The organism is Secundilactobacillus pentosiphilus, from assembly GCF_002217985.1.
GTDB classification, from domain to species: Bacteria; Bacillota; Bacilli; order Lactobacillales; family Lactobacillaceae; genus Secundilactobacillus; species Secundilactobacillus pentosiphilus.
In genome coordinates this window covers 1-16861 of record NZ_BCMI01000019.1, presented here as the reverse complement: position 1 = coordinate 16861, position 16861 = coordinate 1, and the positions used below count along the sequence as shown (strand labels likewise).

Below are 16861 nucleotides of genomic sequence, written 5' to 3'. Positions count from 1 at the left end.
GGAGGACCACGATGAAGAAAAGTGACTTACTGAAAGCTTTTAATAATGAGGACGAACAGGAAGTGCCGTTTTCCGTCTGGCACCATTTCACACCCAACGAACACGTGGAAGCGACCAAGGATAACGGCATGTTTGAGACCGACCTCGAAAAGGAGCCGGCCTACGTTGACAGTGTTGATTCGGATTTTATTAAACTCATGAACGACGGCTATTTTACCTACCATTTTAACAACGTCGCTGATCCCACTGACTTGGCTGCCTTAGCTAAAATCCAGCCGATCGCGGCTGACCATCCGTGGCTGGTGGACCAGGCGCGATTGATCACCGAACAGCTCAAAGCACTGAAACACCCGACCATCGTGTTGAACAACGTTTTTTCCGCCGTCACGCTGTTTAAATGGGCGCTGGTGGTCGATGAACCGGAACGCGATCTGGCGGAAGCCGACACCTTGTTTGCCGACCTCTATACTAAGGATCCCGAAGTCGTGACCCACGCTTTGACTGTCATTAACGGCGATATCAAAAAACAGATCCAAGCCCTTTACCATGCCGGTCTCGACGGGGTGCTGTTCAGTACCCAGGAAATCCAGGATCCCCGCATCGGTGAAACCTTCTTCAACCAGGTTCAAAAACCGCTGGATCAGGAGCTAATCGCTGAAATCAACCGGGATTTTAAAACCAGTATCCTCCACATTTGCGGTTTCGGGGAAGCCACGAACCATCTGCCGTGGTTTACCGACTATCAGTTGCCGATCATTAACTGGGCGACCCGCGTAGACGGCTACACCCTAGGCGAGGGCAAGCAGCTCTTCAAGGACCGGATCGTCTTTGGCGGTTTGGGCAATACCACTGAAGACGTGCTCTATGCCGGCAGCCAGCAAGAGATTCAAGCCGAAATTGACCGGCTGCTGGATGAAGCCGGGACTAAGGGCGTCATGATCGGCGCGGACTGCACGGTGCCCCGCGAAACGCCAGTGGAACACATCCGCTGGGCGGCCGAGGCAGCGCACACTTACTTAGCCCGTAAGCAGGCCCGGTAATTTAAGGATTCAAAAAGCCAGTGATCACGCATCACTGGCTTTTTCGTGCCATTCGTTGGAGAGGTTAACTTCCCAGGCCAAGTTTTGCAGCCCGGCTTCGTCTTTAATGCGGTAACTGCGCTGATCTTTTTGCAGGTAGCCGGCCTTGACAAAGTCGGCGATCACGTACAGCAGGTGGCGGTAGGACACGCCCAGGTACTCGGCGACCTGGGTGTGTTTTTCGTGGTAGCGGCCGTCGTGGCTCGTCAGCAGAATAAAGGCCGAAAGCCGCTGCGACAGCGTGAAGCCCTGATTCTGGGAAGCCGTTTTAATATTGCGGGCGTTTTTGTGAGCGAGGTAGAGGCAGACGTTGCGCAGGAAGACCGGGTCGGCCAGCAGCTGCTGCTTGTATTTTGCCACCGGCAGCGCCAGGCAGTAGCAGTCATCGATCACTTGGACGCTGAAGGGTTCGCTTTGGGTGTCCATTAACTCCATTTCCCCCACAAAGCAGGGCGGCGTGAAGAAGTCGACCAGGGTGTCTTTGCCGTTAGCCAGAAAATCATACAGTTTGGCCTTGCCCCGGACTAAATAAAACAGGTAGTCCGGTTTAACCTGGTTTTTTACAATGTATTCCTGGGGGCTGAACTTCATCAGCTGAGCGTGCTTGGCGATATTGGAGCCGAACAGCGATCCATAATCACACTCAGCCATCAACACGTGTTTGAGTTTACTATCATCAATTTTTTGCATTTAAATTCTCCTAGTATGAGATTTCTCATACTTAGTGTAGCAATTCACAGGCTATAATTCAATCAGTAAGTAAGGGCTTACACATCACTGCTAGGAGGAATTATTCATGACTGCACGAAAAATTATTCTCGACTGTGATCCAGGTCACGATGACGCGATTACCATGATGATGGCATACGCACATCCAGATATCGACCTATTAGGGATCACGATCGTTGCTGGTAACCAAACGTTGAAGAAGACCGTTCATAACGGCTTGAACGTTGCGCAATTATTAGACATGGACGTTAAACTTTACCCAGGGATGCCCCAACCGCTTGTCCGCGAACAAGTCGTTGCCGGTAACGTCCACGGTAAGACCGGTTTAGACGGTCCCACTTTTGAAGCCTTAAAGCGGACAGCTGAAAAGGAAAACGGTGTTCAATTCATCATTGATACCTTAATGGCTAGCGACGGCGACATTACCTTAGTGCCTACTGGTCCATTGACTAACATCGCCACTGCTATGCGGATGGAACCGCTGATCATCCCTAAGATCAAAGAAATCGTCTTAATGGGCGGTGCTTACGGGACGGGTAACTTCACGCCATCAGCTGAATTTAACATTTTCGCTGATCCGGAAGCCGCTCACGTGGTCTTCAAGTCCGGTGCACCGATCGTCATGATGGGCTTAGACTTAACCAACCAAACCATTTGTACCCCAGACGTCATCGAACGGATGGAAGCCATTGGCAACAAGGCCGGTAAGTTATTCGGTGATTTAATGCGCTTTACTTTGAAGACGCAGTTTGAAGAATTTGGCCTTGAAGCTGGTCCGATCCACGATGCTACCACTGTAGGCTACTTAATTGATCCATCACTGTTTGAGATGCAGGACATGTACGTCACCGTTGATATCAACCGCGGCCCATGTTACGGCCGGACGGTTTGCGACGAACTCAACGTTTTGAAGCAGACGCCAAACGCTAAAGTGGGTAAGGGGATCGACCGTAAAGGGTTCTTCGACTTAGTTGCTGACTGCATTAAGACCTACAAGTAAGCAGAGAGGGGGACATTTAAATGTATGTTTTGATTAACCTGGTAGGGCTGATCGTCTTCTTAGTGATCGGTTTCCTATTTTCAAAGAAAAAAAGCGATATCCGCTGGCGTTCAATTGCCATCATGTTATTGATCAACTTGGCATTAGCCTGGTTCTTCACCAGTTTTACCGCTGGCCGAGACGCCGTTAAAGCAGCGGCGGACGGATTTAACTGGCTGGTGGAAGTTTCCTATCAAGGGATCGTCTTCGCGCTGCCCAACTGGGTTACCCCAGCTTTCGGCGGTTCAGCTAAGTCGATGAACTTTGTGACCACTGCGCTGCTGCCCGTATTGATGATCGTACCGGTTTTTGATATTTTAACCTACTTTGGCGGATAAGATTTTAGGCTTGATCTGGGCGCCGCTTTCCTTAGAGCATATCGTGGGGGTTATCATGTTCCCGTTTGCTTGGCTATTAGGGTTCCCGGTTCACGATGCCTGGCTCTTATCCCAAGACATGGGCTTGAAGTTAGTGACTAACGAATTCGTGGTCATGGGGAAGGTCGCTGGAAACGTGATTAATGGCTACACGCCGCATTTACGTGCCGTATTGACCGTCTTTTTGACGTCGTTTGCCAACTTTGGAACCACCGGGATGATCATCGGTGCCTTCAAGGGATTGGTGGACAAGGAAAAAAACGACTTGGTCGCTAAAAACGTGGGTTGCATGTTACTTTCAGGCGTTCTCGTATCACTCTTATCAGCTGGTTTTGTCGGCCTGTTCGTGTGGTAATCAAAAAGCGTATCTTACAATGCATGACTGATTACAACGGAACGGTCTAAACATGCCGCGTCAAAAAACCATTCAGGTGAACTGGATGGTTTTTGCGTGCGGAAAGGACAACTTGCACCAAAACTATGCACGTGCATAGTTTTGTGCTATACTCATTTTGACTTACAAATAAGTGAGTCGTTAAGGAAGGGTGTACAATGAAATTAATTACGGTTGAAGAACATTACGACACTGACGAAAACATCAGTCAGTTTAAGAAATACTCGGAAGTTAAAAATAATAATCCGTGGCAAGACAAGTTAAGGCCTAAGCTAGTCGATTTCAGTCAGAAGGTGGCTTACATGGATGAGAACGGTATCGATATGCAAGTGATCTCCGATGCCGGTAATTCAGCGCAAGTGCTGCCTGACCAGTACGCCGTTGCTGGCGCCCGTGCCCAAAACGAAACGTTGGCGGAAAACATCAGCCAGTATCCTGATCGGTTCGCTGGGCTCGCAACTTTACCCGCTAACGTGCCCGACAAAGCGGCCGAAGAGCTGGAATATGCTGTGACGCAGTTAGGCCTGAAGGGCGGCATCATCAGCGGCAGTATCAATGGTCAGTTCCTCGATGACCCCAAGTTTGACCCCATTTTTGCCGCTGCCGACAAGCTTGGTACCACGCTTTACCTGCATCCCGGTGTCATTTCAAACGACCAAAAGGCGATGCTCTACGATAGTAAAGCCTACTCAGCGCTAGCCGCAAACATGATGGCCGGCGCCATGTGGGGGTGGCACATGGAAGCTGGTATTCAGGTCATGCGAATCATCACAGCTGGTCTGCTGGAAAAGTATCCCCACCTGAAGATCGCCACCGGCCACTGGGGTGAATTTATCCCCATGTTCGTGGAACGCATCGATGGGTTCAGCCCAATGATCACTGACTTGCCGCTGAAGTTCTCGGATTACTACCGGCGTCAGGTTTACCTGTCACCATCCGGGATGTTCACGGCACCGCAAATGCAGTTAGCACTCACTGAAATGGGCGCGGATCACGTCATGTGGTCGGAGGACTTCCCGTACGTGCAAAAGGGCTCAAGGACGCGTGAGTTTCTTGAGCAGGCGGATGTGACGGATGAGCAACGCGAGGCGATCGCCCACGGGACGGCCGAAAAACTGTTTAACCTGTAAGAGAAACGGTATCATATACTGCCTAGGAAGTGACGACATGATTACGGATAAAAATAACGAGACGATCAGCAAACAGCTGCACACGGCCTCCAACATGGCCATTCGGGTGTTGGAGAAGCGTCTAAGCCCCCTTGGGGTGAATCACGCGCAATTTTTCTTCATTTTAAAGCTGCACGATAATCCGGGAATTACCCAAGACCAGCTAGTGCGTTCGGACAGTCGCCACCAAAGCAACGTGAACCGGGAAATTGCTAAGCTAGCCAAGATGGGCCTGGTGGATAAGCGGCAGTCGCCAAACGATGGCCGGCGTTTTGAACTGAAGCTGACGGCTGAGGGCGAAGCGCTGTATCCCAAGATCAAAGCAGCACTGGACGCGCAAGAAGAAGCGCTGAGCCAGTGCCTGGACGTGGCTGACGGCCGGGTAACGCAAGCTGATTTTCTGGCTGTTTTGAAACGAATTGCGCAGCTTGATGAAGGCAGTGGCCTTAAATAACGAATTAGATCTGGTGCTGATGAGCAATCATCAGCACTTTTTCTTTACAAAAAAGAAGCCCAATTCAGTTTCGAATTGAGCTTCTTTTAAATCCTGGAGGGTGGGCAATAGCGAAGCTCGCTATGTCTACCTTGGCTTGATCTCCAGCCTACTGATTATTTGTCGCCGGTTTCTTTTCTTCTAAGACCGAACAGACTCAATAGACTCAGCAGTATCAAGCCAAGAACACCAGTTGTTTTCACTTGATCGGATTGTTCGTTAGTTTGCGGTAATTGGCCGGCAGCTGCTTGTTTCGTTTGCTGACCAGTTGTGGTTTGACCAGCAGCGGTGGCTGAACTTGACGGCTGAGCAGCCGTTGCGTGACCTGCCGCGGCTGAAGTGCTGAGCACTGCGCCGCCATTTTGAATAGCCGTGACCGTGTTCGAGTGACCTGAACGGGTACCATTCTGATCGGATTTGACAGCGGTACTGTTTTGACGCGTAACCGTGTCCTTATCCGCATCGTCAGTCGGCGTGGTTACCGGATTGGGAATCGTATCCGGTTGCGGCGTGTCATTGGTGGTTGGGGTGTCAACATCCGTCAGATTATTGCCAGGCAGGCCGTTGTTGTCGCCTTGATCCGGCACGTTAGTACTAATGGCAGTGTAAGTGACATAGCCCGCGTCGCCCGGTTTAGCCTTTGGACCATTGACCGTAATCGTGCCGTCCGGGTTAACCGTTGCCGACACCGTGGTTTTATCCGCAGTGTAGCCGTCAAGGGTCGGCACGGCAACGTTGACGACATCGCCAACGTTGCCAGTCACGTGAGCGACGGTTTGATCGCCTTGATTACTTGGGATCGTCACGTCGGTCGTGATTTGGTTGCCGGTGTAAACGATCGTGATGTCCTTAGCATTAGTCGGGGCGTCCGTGATCAGCGGATAATCGGCAGCCACTTTGGCGGTTGCTGTCGTGTAACCGGCAACCGTTGGTGTTGAGATTTCCGTGTACCAGTCCATTGGCGTGTAGACGTCGGTTGGTTTGCCAGTTGCCGCGTCAACCGTTTGCACCCAGTTGACGGTTTGAACGACGTCGGGTGTTAAAGCCTTGCCGTTGCCATCGACGAAGTGAATCGTCCGCGTGGTGGTGGTGTGGTTAAAGCTTTCGGCAGGCGAGATCGGTAACGTTAAGGTTTGATCCTTGGCGGTATCAGTGTCAAATTGTTTGGGTGCGTTTGCCAGCCAATCAGCCAACGTCGTACCAGAAGTGTTGGCACTGATGCTGTAGCCGTCGGGAATCAAGGCTAAGATGGCCTGGGTGTCGTAGTGAATGTCACTGCCGGATTCACCCGTCGTGGTCCAAGTCTTGTCACCAACGGTAACAATCAGCTTTTGGGTTTCACCAGTGTAGGTCACCGTAATATCCTTAGCATTTTCCGGTTGGTCGGTGATCATTGGGTAGTCTTCCGCAATGGTTGCGATATCAGGCTTATACCCGGTAATGGTGGGTGCAGTGACGCTAGTGTACCAGTCTACTGGTGTATAGGCACCAGCTGTTGAAGCAGCATTGGCGTCGCTGACTTTCACCCAGTTGACAGTTTGAACGATATCCGGTGAGACGGTCTTGCCCGTGTTATCGACAAAGTGGATCGTCCGCGTGGTCGTCGTGTGGTTGAAGTTTTCAGCTGGTGAAATTGGTAACGTCCAGGCTTGATCGTTCGCCGTATCCGTATCAAAGTTTGCGGGCGCTTTTGTGAGTAGGGCTTCAATCGTGGTTGTCTGCTGATTGTAGGTAACCGTGTAACCCTTAGGAATCAAGCTTAAAATGGCGCCAGCATCGTAGTTGATGGCACTGCCGGAAGGCCCCATGGTGGTCCAAGTCTTGTCGCCAACGTGCACCACCATGGTTTGCGTATCAGCCGTGTAGGTAACGGTGATGTCCTCAGCATTTCCCGGCGTGGTGACCATCATTGGATAAACTTCGGCAATCGTTTTAATGTCCGGCGTATACCCGGCAATGGTTGGTGCAGTCACGCTGGCGTACCAATCCATTGGCTGAAAGGCCCCAGTAGTCGGGTCGGTAGTGGCATCGCTGCCGCGGACCCAGTTAACCGTTTGAACGACATCCGGTGAGACGGTCTTACCCGTACTGTCGACGAAGTGAATCGTTCGCGTAGTCGTGGTGTGACTGAAGTCTTCGGCTGCTTGCAGAGGCAGTGTGATGGTCTGATCCTTGGTGGAGTCATGGTCAAATGCCGTCGGTGCGTTGAGCTGCTGTAAGAGACTGTCAAATATTTTTTTAGAAGTATTACTGTTGATCGTGTAACCCTTTGGAATGAGGGCGACGATGGCCTGCTGATCGTAATTGATCGGGGTGTCTGAGGCGCCAGTGGTGGTCCAGACTTTACCAGTATTACCGAGTTTAACCGTTAAGGTCTGCGGATCACCTGTATAGGTGACGTACCCGGCATCGCCAGACTGTGCTTTTGGCCCGTTGACGGTAATCGTGCCGTCGGCGTTGACCGTAGCCGTTACCTTGGTTTTATCCGGCGTATAGCCTGAAATGGCCGGAACTGAAATTTGAACGGTGTTGCCGACCTGACCAGAAACGTTAGTCACGGTTTGCTCACCCTTATTGGTAGGGATTGTCACGATGGCGTTATTGATTTGTTTGCCGACATAGTTGATTGCAACGGTATTTTCACCACCAGCTGTTAACGTCACGAACTGGGGTGAAAGGGTGTAGCCGTCTACTTTAGGAACGGTATAAGCAACCGATACAGCGTTACCCTTGCTGTCGGCGGTTGGCTTGGCTGTTCCTTCCTGATAGAAGGCGATCACTTGACCAGGGGTACCGTTGATATTTGATTGGGCAACGTTAGGCATGTTGCTGGTGATATTGAGTTTGGCATCAGCCGGCACGTAGGTGTACTTGTTGATGGTCACGCTGTAAGCGGCTTTGGAAGAAGCGGTGGCAGCGGTGACACCCAGCAAGTAGTTCTTACCGATTTGCTCATCCGTAATGGTTTGAGTATACGTTTTAACGATTTGATCATTACTGTCTAAGATGTTAGTGACGAGCTGTTTCGTGGCAGCCTTGTAAGTCACGTCAAAGGTGTATTTTAAGCTGCCAGTTGATCCGCTGGCAGGCAAAGCGATACCCGTATCAAATACACCACCGATTGCCTGACTGCTGTCATCGGCTGATTGATAAATCACCCAGTTCGGCAGTTGGGTGAACGGCTGGCCATCGCTTTGTTTAGGTGACTGCCTTATGGCATCCGTTGAAATAATGTAGCTGATGGTGCCATCGATTCCTCTGACCAGGCCCATGCCGCTGCCGAATCCGGCCTTGGTCATGGCAGTGTCCAATGAAACCGGCTGAAAGGCGACGGCCATCCCGTCACCGCCGAGCCAGCCGCCCATAGTGGCACTGTCCCAGTTAACGTTGACGGTGGCGTTCAAACTAAAATCGCTGTTGAAATCAATGGCGTCTTTCGCAACGACCACGCCGTTTTGCGTGTGGCCAGAAACAGCCGGATTAGTTAAATCAACGGTATCAGAGGTGATTTTTGGAAGGGTGGTCCCGTTTGAACCGCCCGCCACGAAATCACTGGCCACTTTTTCGCCAGTAACCACTGTTGGGGAATCGTTACTGTTGCCGGTATTGGCCGGATCAGTAGAAGCCGCACCCGATTTATCAGTCGTCGTAACGGTCGGCCCAACGGCTTGCGTTGGTGCCGGTGCTGGGGTTGGTGCGCTGACGGCACGTGCAGACACAACATCTTGGTTACCCGTGTTGTCTGCAGAACGAACAGTGGCTGTCGGCTGATTCTGTGAAGCAGTCGCTGCGGCGGGGGTACCCGTCGACGGTTTGTCTGTGTTGGCGGCTGTACCTGTTGTGCTGTCAGGTGCTACAGCTGCCGTGGTCCCACTAGGGGTGTTAGCTGCGTCAGGGGTTGTGATTGCGGCGGAGGAGTTAGTATCATTGGCCGGTGCAGTTTGGCCGACAGTGGCCGTTGAATCAGGCGTAACCGTTTCTGCCGCGCTGGCAGTGTCGCTTGCGACAAACGAAACACCAGTAAGGGCAGCTAAGGTGATGCCCATAGCTACCCATTGTTTACCTCTTTTGTAAAGCTTCACACGATGTTTACTTTCAATATATGGTGATTTTAAGTTGTTTTTTGACATAGTAAATTGCCCACTCCTTTTAACATAGTCCCTCATGACAATAAAAAATGATACATTTTACCCTCCAATCATTATAATAACATGAAGTGTATTTAAAACCTTCAAAGATGCTTATAAAAAATATGGACGCGTAACCCCTATATAATAGGCGTTAGGGGCACATCTTTTGAATTCATAAGTTATTCTATGTCGATATCATCATATAAGTCAGGCCTTAATTGACCCACTATAAACCATTTCTATTTAAGATATTTTTGAACCGTTTGCTGTCTGACGACAACTGCTCACGTTAAATTCTAAAGATAATCTTAAGAGACACTGTTTTTAAATTATTTTTAAGCTTGATTAGTGGTATATTACTGTTGATGGTAATTCATCAAGCAGTAAGTGGCTGTGACCTGTGTGGGTCACAGCCGTTTACTTTTTTCAAGTTCACATCATCCGTAACTAAAGCGCCTTGTACCTAACGGGGCCGTTTGCTATAATTTTCAGCATTGGTTTCAATCGAAAAACGGCGTAAGGGGAATGTTATGGGTAACCAACTAAAATTCACAGATCTATTGGCTGTTTTTATCGGCGGCTTTTTTGGCGGCATTGCCCGCTACGAAGTTGGTCAGCTGCTGCACGATGGCACATCGCTATTAGGCACCACCACGGTCAACGTGGTCGGTAGTTTTTTATTGGCATTTATTACATACGGGGTCGTCATTTATCTGGCTGTGCCTAATTGGCTGATCGTGGGCTTGGGCACAGGATTTATTGGCGCGTTTACCACCTTTTCCACGCTGGTAGTGAACTTATTGCTGAACGTGCCAAGTAGGCCAGCATATGCGATCACGATCTTTGTGCTGAACCTGACGCTGGGACTGCTGGCAGCCGCTAGCGGTTACGCGGCTGCCTTGGCCTTAGGACGGAGGCGAAAAGCATGATGCTGATCGGGCTTGGTGCCGGCTGCGGTGCGGTGTTGCGCTATTTGATCACGGTGGCAGGTAAGCGGTGGCATCCGACATTTCCCATGGCGACCTTGGTGATCAACGCTACCGGTGCTTTGGTTGCTGGCGTGCTGGTCACGTTGGCTTTACCGCAGCCTTGGTCACTGATTCTGTTAACGGGATTTTGCGGGGGCTACACGACTTTTTCCACCTACATGACCGATACCTTCGTGCTGTTACGGGACCGCCACTGGATACAGGGGATGCTATATTACGCAGGCACCGCTTTAGTGGGTATTTTAGCCGCAGCGGTCGGTGTGATGATTGGGCAGATGATTTGAAAGTTGAGGGTGTGACTTAAGTCTATATCGATAAGTCTGCCAGTTAATTTCTTGACTAAAATACAGCTTAAAATGTGCTTTGGTTCACTACTTGAATATAGCCTTAGCCTGTTCCACAACTCAGATTCTGGCATCTACCGAGTTGTGGAACAGCCTTTTTTTCAAAATTAAACAGCAAAAAGCAGTTCGTCTAAGGGATAGGGAGGCGGACTGCTTTTTGTACAAGGGGTTTCAGCGTAAACGCTGAAAATCACGATTGAGTTGATGTTCCAAATTGGGACAGGGATTTGGAAAACGTCAACTAGCCGATCTGTGCTAACAACAGTTTTTATGTTGAGGTCACTGTATGGGGGGAGTAACACAGATTAGCTAAAATGTTGTGGGATACAGCGGTTTACAAGCTGTGTCTGAGTAATCAATCTACTAAATTGATTACGGTTGCATTCTATCAAGTTTTAATTTTACCTGCAAACAAATACACTTGAATTATTCAAGCAAATTCTTAGACAAATATTGGGAAGCGGGTAAAATACAGTTTGCCAGAAGTCTGCAGTGATGTATGTCAATTGCTTGTGGTAATTCAAGAGAGAAAGTGACCATGATGTTTAAAAAAATCGTTGTTGTCAGCGTGGTTTTTGTGCTGTCGTTGCTGAGTCTGAGCCGGGTTGCCCTCGGGGCGTCTCCCTGTTGTCAATCCGTGGCGGTTTGAAACCAGCCAGGCAACCGTTCAGCTCAAAGTCGGCCCGTACTATACCAAGGTTTGGACGCGGGCCATCGACGCCTGGAACGCCAAAAAGGTCTTCAGGTTCAAAGTGGTTGCCGGTTCAGCTCAAATAACGATCGTTCCCGCCCAAAGTAATGAAGCGACACTGATCAAGCAAAATTTAGTGGGCGTGGCGGAAGTCCGGCACGATAGTACCAAACGGATGGTCAGCGTTCAGCTCCACCTAGTCAATTCACAGCTGAACAAAAACGGCTACACCACCAGCCAGCGTGTCAACGTGGCGGAACACGAATTGGGGCACGCCATGGGACTGGCCCATAATCCCAGCAAGCACAGCGTGATGTACAAATCAACACGCTACGTGAGTATCCAGCCGGTCGATGTCAAAAACGTCAAGGAACTGTACAGCATCCCGGCCAAGCAGTACTTCATTGATTCGCCCGCGGGTGCGGCTAATACCATCAGTAAAGATCGGGTTACGGTCAGTAGTCGGTGATCAGTGATTAAGGTTAAAGTTGAAAGATAACGCGGTAGATTCCCGAATTTAACATCAAAACGCCCACCGATAAAATTATCGGCAGGGCGTTTTTTAGTGTTCAATGCTCAGAGGCTAATTTTAGGCTTTCTTTCAGTCCAGCCCTCTGAGTAGCGGTTTATCAATACGATCCGATGATAAACCCCTTACCCACGCCGGATCAGCTGAACCGAAAAGCGTCTGGTCTTTGCGGGTAAGGTGGGCTCCTTGATCCGCTTTAAAACCAGGTCGACCGCCTGATGGCCGATGGTGGCGGTGGGCTGTTTAACCGAAATCACGGGCTGCTTAAAGTAATCAAACCAGGCCGTATTGTCAAAAGTGGCGACCTTAATGTTGGGACGGTGCAGGAGCTTGATTTCCTGCAGCACCACCAGCAGCAGCGTGTTATCGGCCGCAAAAATACCGTCGCAGTGGTGGGTCATCAGCAGTTCGTGCGCGTAGTCCAGTGCCTTGATTTGCTTGACGTCGCTGGTGTAGATCAAGTTTTGATCCAGCGGCAGGTGGTATTCAGCTAACGCCTTTAAATAACCTTGCTGGCGTTCCTTACCCGCCGTGGAGACCCCGCTAGAAAGAATGCCGATTTTAGAAGCGCCCTGCCGGATCAGCTCGGAAACGGCCAGTTCAGCACCCGAGACGTTATTCACCAGCAGGGTATCAAACTGGGACTGTTTATCGGGTGAGGGTGCGCGGTCAAAAAAGACCGTTGGGGTGTCGCCCACCAGCTGATGGTAGTCCAGGTGCGTATCCGTACTGGCAATAATCAGCCCAGAAACGTCATAGTGACGCAAAATTTGAATCGCCTGCATCTCTTCGGCTGGGTTTTCGTCGGAATTCAGCATGATGACTGAATAACCCGCCAAGGCGGCCTGATCCTGAACGGCACGGCTGACCTGCTTAAAGAACTCGTTAGAGGCGTCGGAAATAATTAACCCAATTAATTTTGTCTGGTGTTCCCGGATATTTCTGGCAAAGATATTTGGCTGGTAGCCAGTTTGGGTGATAATGCGCTGAACCTTTTCCTTGGTTTTCTGGCTGATGCCGGGGCGGTTGTTCAAGGCGCGCGAAACCGTGGCAATTGAAACACCGGCTAATTCTGCTATTTCGTTGATCGTAACCCGTGGTTTTTGAAAATCCATTAAATACTCGTCTCCTATGTCTTGTTAATGCCATTCTAGTTGAAAATGAGTGAAATGTAAAAAAACGTAAGCGTTTACGAAACCGACAAACGCAATGCTATCGCGGGTTGAAACTTTTGAACAATCTTTCAATTTGGAAAAATTCACTAAAAGCAGCTCTTTTTAGAAAATAACATGCTAAATTAGACATTGAAAGCGGTTACAAGAAACAACAAACACTTTAAATCTTTTTGAAGAGTGGTGATTAACGTGTTATTAGGAAGTATCGAAGCAGGCGGAACCAAGTTTGTCTGTGCGGTTGGTGATGAAAACTACCGCGTTAAGGACCGGATTCAGTATCCGACGACCACGCCCGCGGAAACTATCCAAAAGGCGATCGATTACTTTAAACGGTTTGCCGACTTACGAGCCATTTCGGTGGCCTCGTTTGGACCGATCGAGATTCGTCCGGAAGCAGAAAAGTACGGCTACATTACCGACACCCCGAAAGTCGGCTGGGCGAATACCAACTTTTTAGGCATGCTGAAAGCAGCGTTTGATCTGCCGATTTACTGGACCACGGATGTGAACGGGTCAGCCTATGGTGAATACATTCTTGCCAGGGAAAAGGACCCCAACATGAGTGCGCTGACGTATTACACCATCGGCACCGGCGTTGGCGCCGGCACCGTTTTAAACGGCGGTTTCGTTGGCACCTTGGGTCATCCCGAAGTCGGCCACGTGCGGTTGAAGCGGCACCCCGATGATTTAGATTTCAAAGGGATCTGCCCTTATCACGGCGATTGCCTGGAAGGGTTAGTCGCCGGGCCAACCTTTGAGGCGCGCACCGGGCGCAAGGGTGAAACGATTCCGTTGACCGATCACGTTTGGGACATCATGGCTTACTACGTGGCCCAGGCCGCCTTACAAACGACGCTGCATATTCGGCCGCAAAAAATTGTGTTCGGCGGCGGTGTTGTCAGCGAAGCCTTCCTGAAGAAGGTGCGTCACGAATTTGCGGCGTTGCTGAACGATTATCAAGACGTCGGTAAGCTGGACGACTATATCACCATGCCGCTGGCCGCACATAACGGGTCAGCAACCATCGGTGACTTTGCTTTAGCCTACCGGGAAGTTAATCAATTAGTTAATCAAAAATAACAGAATGGAGCGATGATTTATGAAGAGTTTAGTCCTTACTGGAACCAAGAAAATGGAAATTCAAGATTTACAAAAGCCAACCCCAAAGGCTGACGAAGTATTAGTCAACACCAAGTACGCCGGGATTTGCGGCACTGACCACGCACTGTACAACGGGCTTCCCGGTTCAGCTAACGCGGTACCGCCAATTGTCTTAGGTCACGAAAATTCCGGGATCGTTGCCGCTGTCGGCAGTGACGTCAAAGGCTTTAAAGTCGGCGATCGCGTAACGGTTGATCCTAACATCTATTGCGGCAAGTGCTTCTACTGCCGGACAGGCCGTCCCGAACTATGTGACAGTTTGTCAGCCGTTGGAGTTACCCGTAACGGTGGCTTGGAAGAATACTTCACGGCCCCTTCAGAAGTGGTCTATCACTTACCAGATGAAGTGTCACTAAAGGCCGGTGCCACCACTGAACCACTGTCATGTGCCGTTCACGGTGTTCAACTATTGAAACTGACACCTTATCAAAAAGCCTTAGTCATTGGTGATGGCTTTATGGGTCAATTATTCGTTCAACTCTTGGGTGCCTACGGTGTTCACCAAGTTGATTTAGCCGGGATCATTGATGACAAGTTGCAGTTGAACAAGGACAAGTTCGGTGTCACTAACATTTATAACACGACCCGTGACAAGATCCCTAGTGATTACGACGTTGTCATTGAAGCGGTTGGTTTGCCGCAGACTCAAGAAGAAGCCGTTGAAGCTACCCGCAAAGGTGCCCAAGTCTTAATGTTTGGTGTGGGTAAGCCAGACCAGCACTTCCAGATGAACACCTATGAAGTTTATCAAAAGCAGCTGACCATTCAAGGGTCATTTATCAACCCACGTTCCTTCGAAGATTCCATTGCACTGCTTGCCAGCGGCAAAGTTAACGTTGAACCGCTGATCAGCCACGAACTTGGTTTGGAACAAGTTGCTGACGTTCTGGAAGGCAAAGTTGCCGGTGTGTCTAAAGCAGTTGTCAAAATTGACTAGAGGTAAATTACTATGGCATTAACTGATTACGTTACTGGGATCCAGCACGTGGGTATCCCATCAAAAGATTTAGATGTCACCATTGCGTTTTACAAAAAACTCGGCTTTAAAGTAGCCGGACTGTTTCATAACGGTGAAAACCGCTGTGCCTTTCTTCAACTGGGCAATTACGTCATTGAAACCTGGGAAGGCGATCCAGTCGTTGAAAAGACCGGTGCAATTAACCACTGTTCACTAAACACCACGGACGTGGACAAGGCGTTTGAAGCAGTTAAAAAACTCGATGGCGTCACGGTTTTAGACGATGAAATTCAATCCATTCCTAGCTTCTGGAAGCACGGGATCCGCTTCTTCAACATCTTGGGTCCCAACCACGAAAAGATTGAATTTTGTGAAAAACTGGCGCAATAACACGAAAGGACGCGAGAATGTGAATGCAGTACAGCAACACCAACGAGTGGCTTTCGACTCACAACGGCATATCAGTATGGCAGCCTCCATCGGCTACTTTGCGATATCATTAGTGATCAACTCATTGGGAAATGTTTTGACATTGGTCACCAGTACGCACATTCACCCATCCTTCCTCGGGTCTGCGTACTGGACCGCGGCGGAATCAAATCTAGGTCACGCGTTATTGGGTGATAATTCGCAGGTGCTTTTCTGGGCGTTCTTCGTCTTGGGGATGTTAGTCGCATTTTTGAATGCCGCTTTAATGCATCAATTAGAATGGAAGCGGATTCTTGGCAACTTGGCTTTCCTGTTGCCGTTCTCGTTATTCATCCAGTGGTTCGCCAACATCTTCAACCGGCTCATGCCCAACGCGTACTCACCGTTAATGGTGGCACTGTACGTCCTGATTAATTTCTTGGGTGTCGCTTGCATGGGGACCGCGATATCCATTTACCAGCGGGTGAACTTGGTCTTGCATCCGGCCGATGATCTGACACAGATCCTGCGTTACCGCTATTGCCGCGGCAATGCGACGATTGCGATGTGGTTCTCCTACGTACCGCCGACCTTGATGGGCATTATCGCTGCTCTGATGACTGGCAGTATCACAAACTTTGGTCTAGGAACCATCTTTGCGTTCTTATTCCAAGGCAGTATTACCGGCATTGCCGACCGCATCGTTTTTCCAAAGTTAAAGCATCAAGCACTGGACGTTGGCCGTTAAGGCTGACCAGTATTAAAAACGCCTGACACTGATTGCATTCGGTGTCAGGCGTTTTTATTTGGTATCAGCTGGTGTCTGCACACTTTGAAACATGCTATACTGGTAGCACCATTCATTCAAGGGGGAAGTACCATGGCGCAAAAATCACTTGCAGACTACGAAAAAGACGTTCCGGCAGTGGCCGCATTATTAGCTGATCAGCCGGACATGCAGCAATTCTTCAACGACCTGACACCAGGCTATCAGCGGGAGTGGGCGCGGTTCATCTTTGGCGCGAAAGCTGAAGCGACGAAGCAACGCCATATTGAAGTCATGCAGACGGTCTTTAAGGCAGGCTACAAATCCAAACGGGCCTATGATTCACGGCCAAAAGAATAGGGGTTTTGAGAGCTTTTATGACGTGTACCCAAAAAGTTGGAACTAAATAGTTTTATTCTTCTAGGCAACT

15 protein-coding genes and 1 pseudogene are annotated in these 16861 nt (G+C 49.7%); 13 read left to right on the top strand and 3 right to left on the bottom strand.

The window, feature by feature from the left end:
- The first annotated feature begins 11 nt into the window (after nucleotides 1-11).
- On the top strand, nucleotides 12-1040 hold the full coding sequence (locus CES81_RS09315; protein WP_089121526.1) for a uroporphyrinogen decarboxylase family protein: 1029 nt from the start codon (nucleotides 12-14) through the stop codon (nucleotides 1038-1040).
- Between the two features lie 24 nt (nucleotides 1041-1064).
- Here the strand turns inward: CES81_RS09315 and yeiL are convergent, their stop codons facing one another.
- On the bottom strand, nucleotides 1065-1769 hold the full coding sequence (yeiL, locus tag CES81_RS09310; RefSeq protein ID WP_089121525.1) for a transcriptional regulator YeiL: 705 nt from the start codon (nucleotides 1767-1769) through the stop codon (nucleotides 1065-1067).
- Between the two features lie 106 nt (nucleotides 1770-1875).
- Here yeiL and rihB point away from each other — a divergent pair, with 106 nt between their 5' ends.
- From rihB to CES81_RS09290, 4 genes and pseudogenes are all read left to right on the top strand, one after another.
- Nucleotides 1876-2808: a ribosylpyrimidine nucleosidase gene (rihB, locus tag CES81_RS09305; protein ID WP_089121524.1), complete on the top strand. Its 933-nt coding sequence runs from the start codon at nucleotides 1876-1878 to the stop codon at nucleotides 2806-2808.
- Nucleotides 2809-2828: 20 nt separating this feature from the next.
- A pseudogene (locus tag CES81_RS09300) lies at nucleotides 2829-3579 on the top strand (nucleoside transporter C-terminal domain-containing protein).
- Nucleotides 3580-3776: 197 nt separating this feature from the next.
- Nucleotides 3777-4748, top strand: coding sequence for an amidohydrolase family protein (locus tag CES81_RS09295; RefSeq protein WP_089121523.1), 972 nt, complete (start codon nucleotides 3777-3779; stop codon nucleotides 4746-4748).
- 37 nt (nucleotides 4749-4785) lie between these two features.
- Nucleotides 4786-5241: a MarR family winged helix-turn-helix transcriptional regulator gene (locus tag CES81_RS09290; RefSeq protein WP_180949773.1), complete on the top strand. Its 456-nt coding sequence runs from the start codon at nucleotides 4786-4788 to the stop codon at nucleotides 5239-5241.
- Nucleotides 5242-5396: 155 nt separating this feature from the next.
- On the opposite strand, the gene CES81_RS09285 is transcribed toward CES81_RS09290, so the two are convergent.
- A complete protein-coding gene (locus tag CES81_RS09285) occupies nucleotides 5397-9410 on the bottom strand; it encodes a mucin-binding protein (RefSeq protein ID WP_180949772.1) in 4014 nt (1337 codons plus the stop codon).
- A gap of 530 nt (nucleotides 9411-9940) precedes the next feature.
- Here CES81_RS09285 and CES81_RS09280 point away from each other — a divergent pair.
- From CES81_RS09280 to CES81_RS09270, 3 genes are all read left to right on the top strand, one after another.
- Nucleotides 9941-10339, top strand: a complete 399-nt coding sequence (locus CES81_RS09280) for a fluoride efflux transporter FluC (RefSeq protein ID WP_089121520.1) — start codon at nucleotides 9941-9943, stop codon at nucleotides 10337-10339.
- The gene (gene crcB / locus CES81_RS09275) at nucleotides 10336-10683 is read left to right on the top strand and encodes a fluoride efflux transporter CrcB (protein WP_089121519.1); all 348 of its coding nucleotides are present in this window, start codon (nucleotides 10336-10338) and stop codon (nucleotides 10681-10683) included. The genes CES81_RS09280 and crcB overlap by 4 nt, the downstream gene beginning before the upstream one ends.
- 665 nt (nucleotides 10684-11348) lie before the next feature.
- The gene (locus CES81_RS09270) at nucleotides 11349-11903 is read left to right on the top strand and encodes a matrixin family metalloprotease (RefSeq protein ID WP_089121518.1); all 555 of its coding nucleotides are present in this window, start codon (nucleotides 11349-11351) and stop codon (nucleotides 11901-11903) included.
- 185 nt (nucleotides 11904-12088) lie between these two features.
- Here CES81_RS09270 and CES81_RS09265 read toward each other — a convergent pair whose 3' ends face one another.
- A complete protein-coding gene (locus CES81_RS09265; protein ID WP_089087586.1) occupies nucleotides 12089-13078 on the bottom strand; it encodes a LacI family DNA-binding transcriptional regulator in 990 nt (329 codons plus the stop codon).
- Between the two features lie 249 nt (nucleotides 13079-13327).
- Here CES81_RS09265 and scrK point away from each other — a divergent pair, with 249 nt between their 5' ends.
- The 5 genes from scrK to CES81_RS09240 all read left to right on the top strand — a co-directional run bounded on the left by scrK (nucleotide 13328) and on the right by CES81_RS09240 (nucleotide 16791).
- The gene (gene scrK, locus CES81_RS09260; protein ID WP_089121517.1) at nucleotides 13328-14218 is read left to right on the top strand and encodes a fructokinase ScrK; all 891 of its coding nucleotides are present in this window, start codon (nucleotides 13328-13330) and stop codon (nucleotides 14216-14218) included.
- A 19-nt stretch (nucleotides 14219-14237) separates the two neighbouring features.
- On the top strand, nucleotides 14238-15236 hold the full coding sequence (locus CES81_RS09255) for a zinc-dependent alcohol dehydrogenase family protein (protein WP_089087588.1): 999 nt from the start codon (nucleotides 14238-14240) through the stop codon (nucleotides 15234-15236).
- Nucleotides 15237-15248: 12 nt separating this feature from the next.
- Nucleotides 15249-15647, top strand: a complete 399-nt coding sequence (locus CES81_RS09250; RefSeq protein ID WP_089087589.1) for a VOC family protein — start codon at nucleotides 15249-15251, stop codon at nucleotides 15645-15647.
- 76 nt (nucleotides 15648-15723) lie between these two features.
- Nucleotides 15724-16413 (top strand): DUF6198 family protein, encoded by a 690-nt coding sequence (locus CES81_RS09245; protein WP_089121548.1) that lies wholly within the window; start codon nucleotides 15724-15726, stop codon nucleotides 16411-16413.
- Nucleotides 16414-16545: 132 nt separating this feature from the next.
- Entirely contained in the window at nucleotides 16546-16791 is a 246-nt protein-coding gene (locus CES81_RS09240) for a YdeI/OmpD-associated family protein (protein ID WP_089121516.1), read from the top strand.
- Nucleotides 16792-16861 lie beyond the last annotated feature (70 nt).

Bases quoted from the DNA above. Each gene is read 5' to 3' on its own strand.
- CES81_RS09315 (WP_089121526.1), top strand. From the start codon at position 12: ATGAAGAAAAGTGACTTACTGAAAGCTTTTAATAATGAGGACGAACAG.
- yeiL (WP_089121525.1), bottom strand. From the start codon at position 1,769: ATGCAAAAAATTGATGATAGTAAACTCAAACACGTGTTGATGGCTGAG.
- rihB (WP_089121524.1), top strand. From the start codon at position 1,876: ATGACTGCACGAAAAATTATTCTCGACTGTGATCCAGGTCACGATGAC.
- CES81_RS09295 (WP_089121523.1), top strand. From the start codon at position 3,777: ATGAAATTAATTACGGTTGAAGAACATTACGACACTGACGAAAACATC.
- CES81_RS09290 (WP_180949773.1), top strand. From the start codon at position 4,786: ATGATTACGGATAAAAATAACGAGACGATCAGCAAACAGCTGCACACG.
- CES81_RS09285 (WP_180949772.1), bottom strand. From the start codon at position 9,410: ATGTCAAAAAACAACTTAAAATCACCATATATTGAAAGTAAACATCGT.
- CES81_RS09280 (WP_089121520.1), top strand. From the start codon at position 9,941: ATGGGTAACCAACTAAAATTCACAGATCTATTGGCTGTTTTTATCGGC.
- crcB (WP_089121519.1), top strand. From the start codon at position 10,336: ATGATGCTGATCGGGCTTGGTGCCGGCTGCGGTGCGGTGTTGCGCTAT.
- CES81_RS09265 (WP_089087586.1), bottom strand. From the start codon at position 13,078: ATGGATTTTCAAAAACCACGGGTTACGATCAACGAAATAGCAGAATTA.
- CES81_RS09255 (WP_089087588.1), top strand. From the start codon at position 14,238: ATGAAGAGTTTAGTCCTTACTGGAACCAAGAAAATGGAAATTCAAGAT.
- CES81_RS09250 (WP_089087589.1), top strand. From the start codon at position 15,249: ATGGCATTAACTGATTACGTTACTGGGATCCAGCACGTGGGTATCCCA.
- CES81_RS09245 (WP_089121548.1), top strand. From the start codon at position 15,724: ATGGCAGCCTCCATCGGCTACTTTGCGATATCATTAGTGATCAACTCA.
- CES81_RS09240 (WP_089121516.1), top strand. From the start codon at position 16,546: ATGGCGCAAAAATCACTTGCAGACTACGAAAAAGACGTTCCGGCAGTG.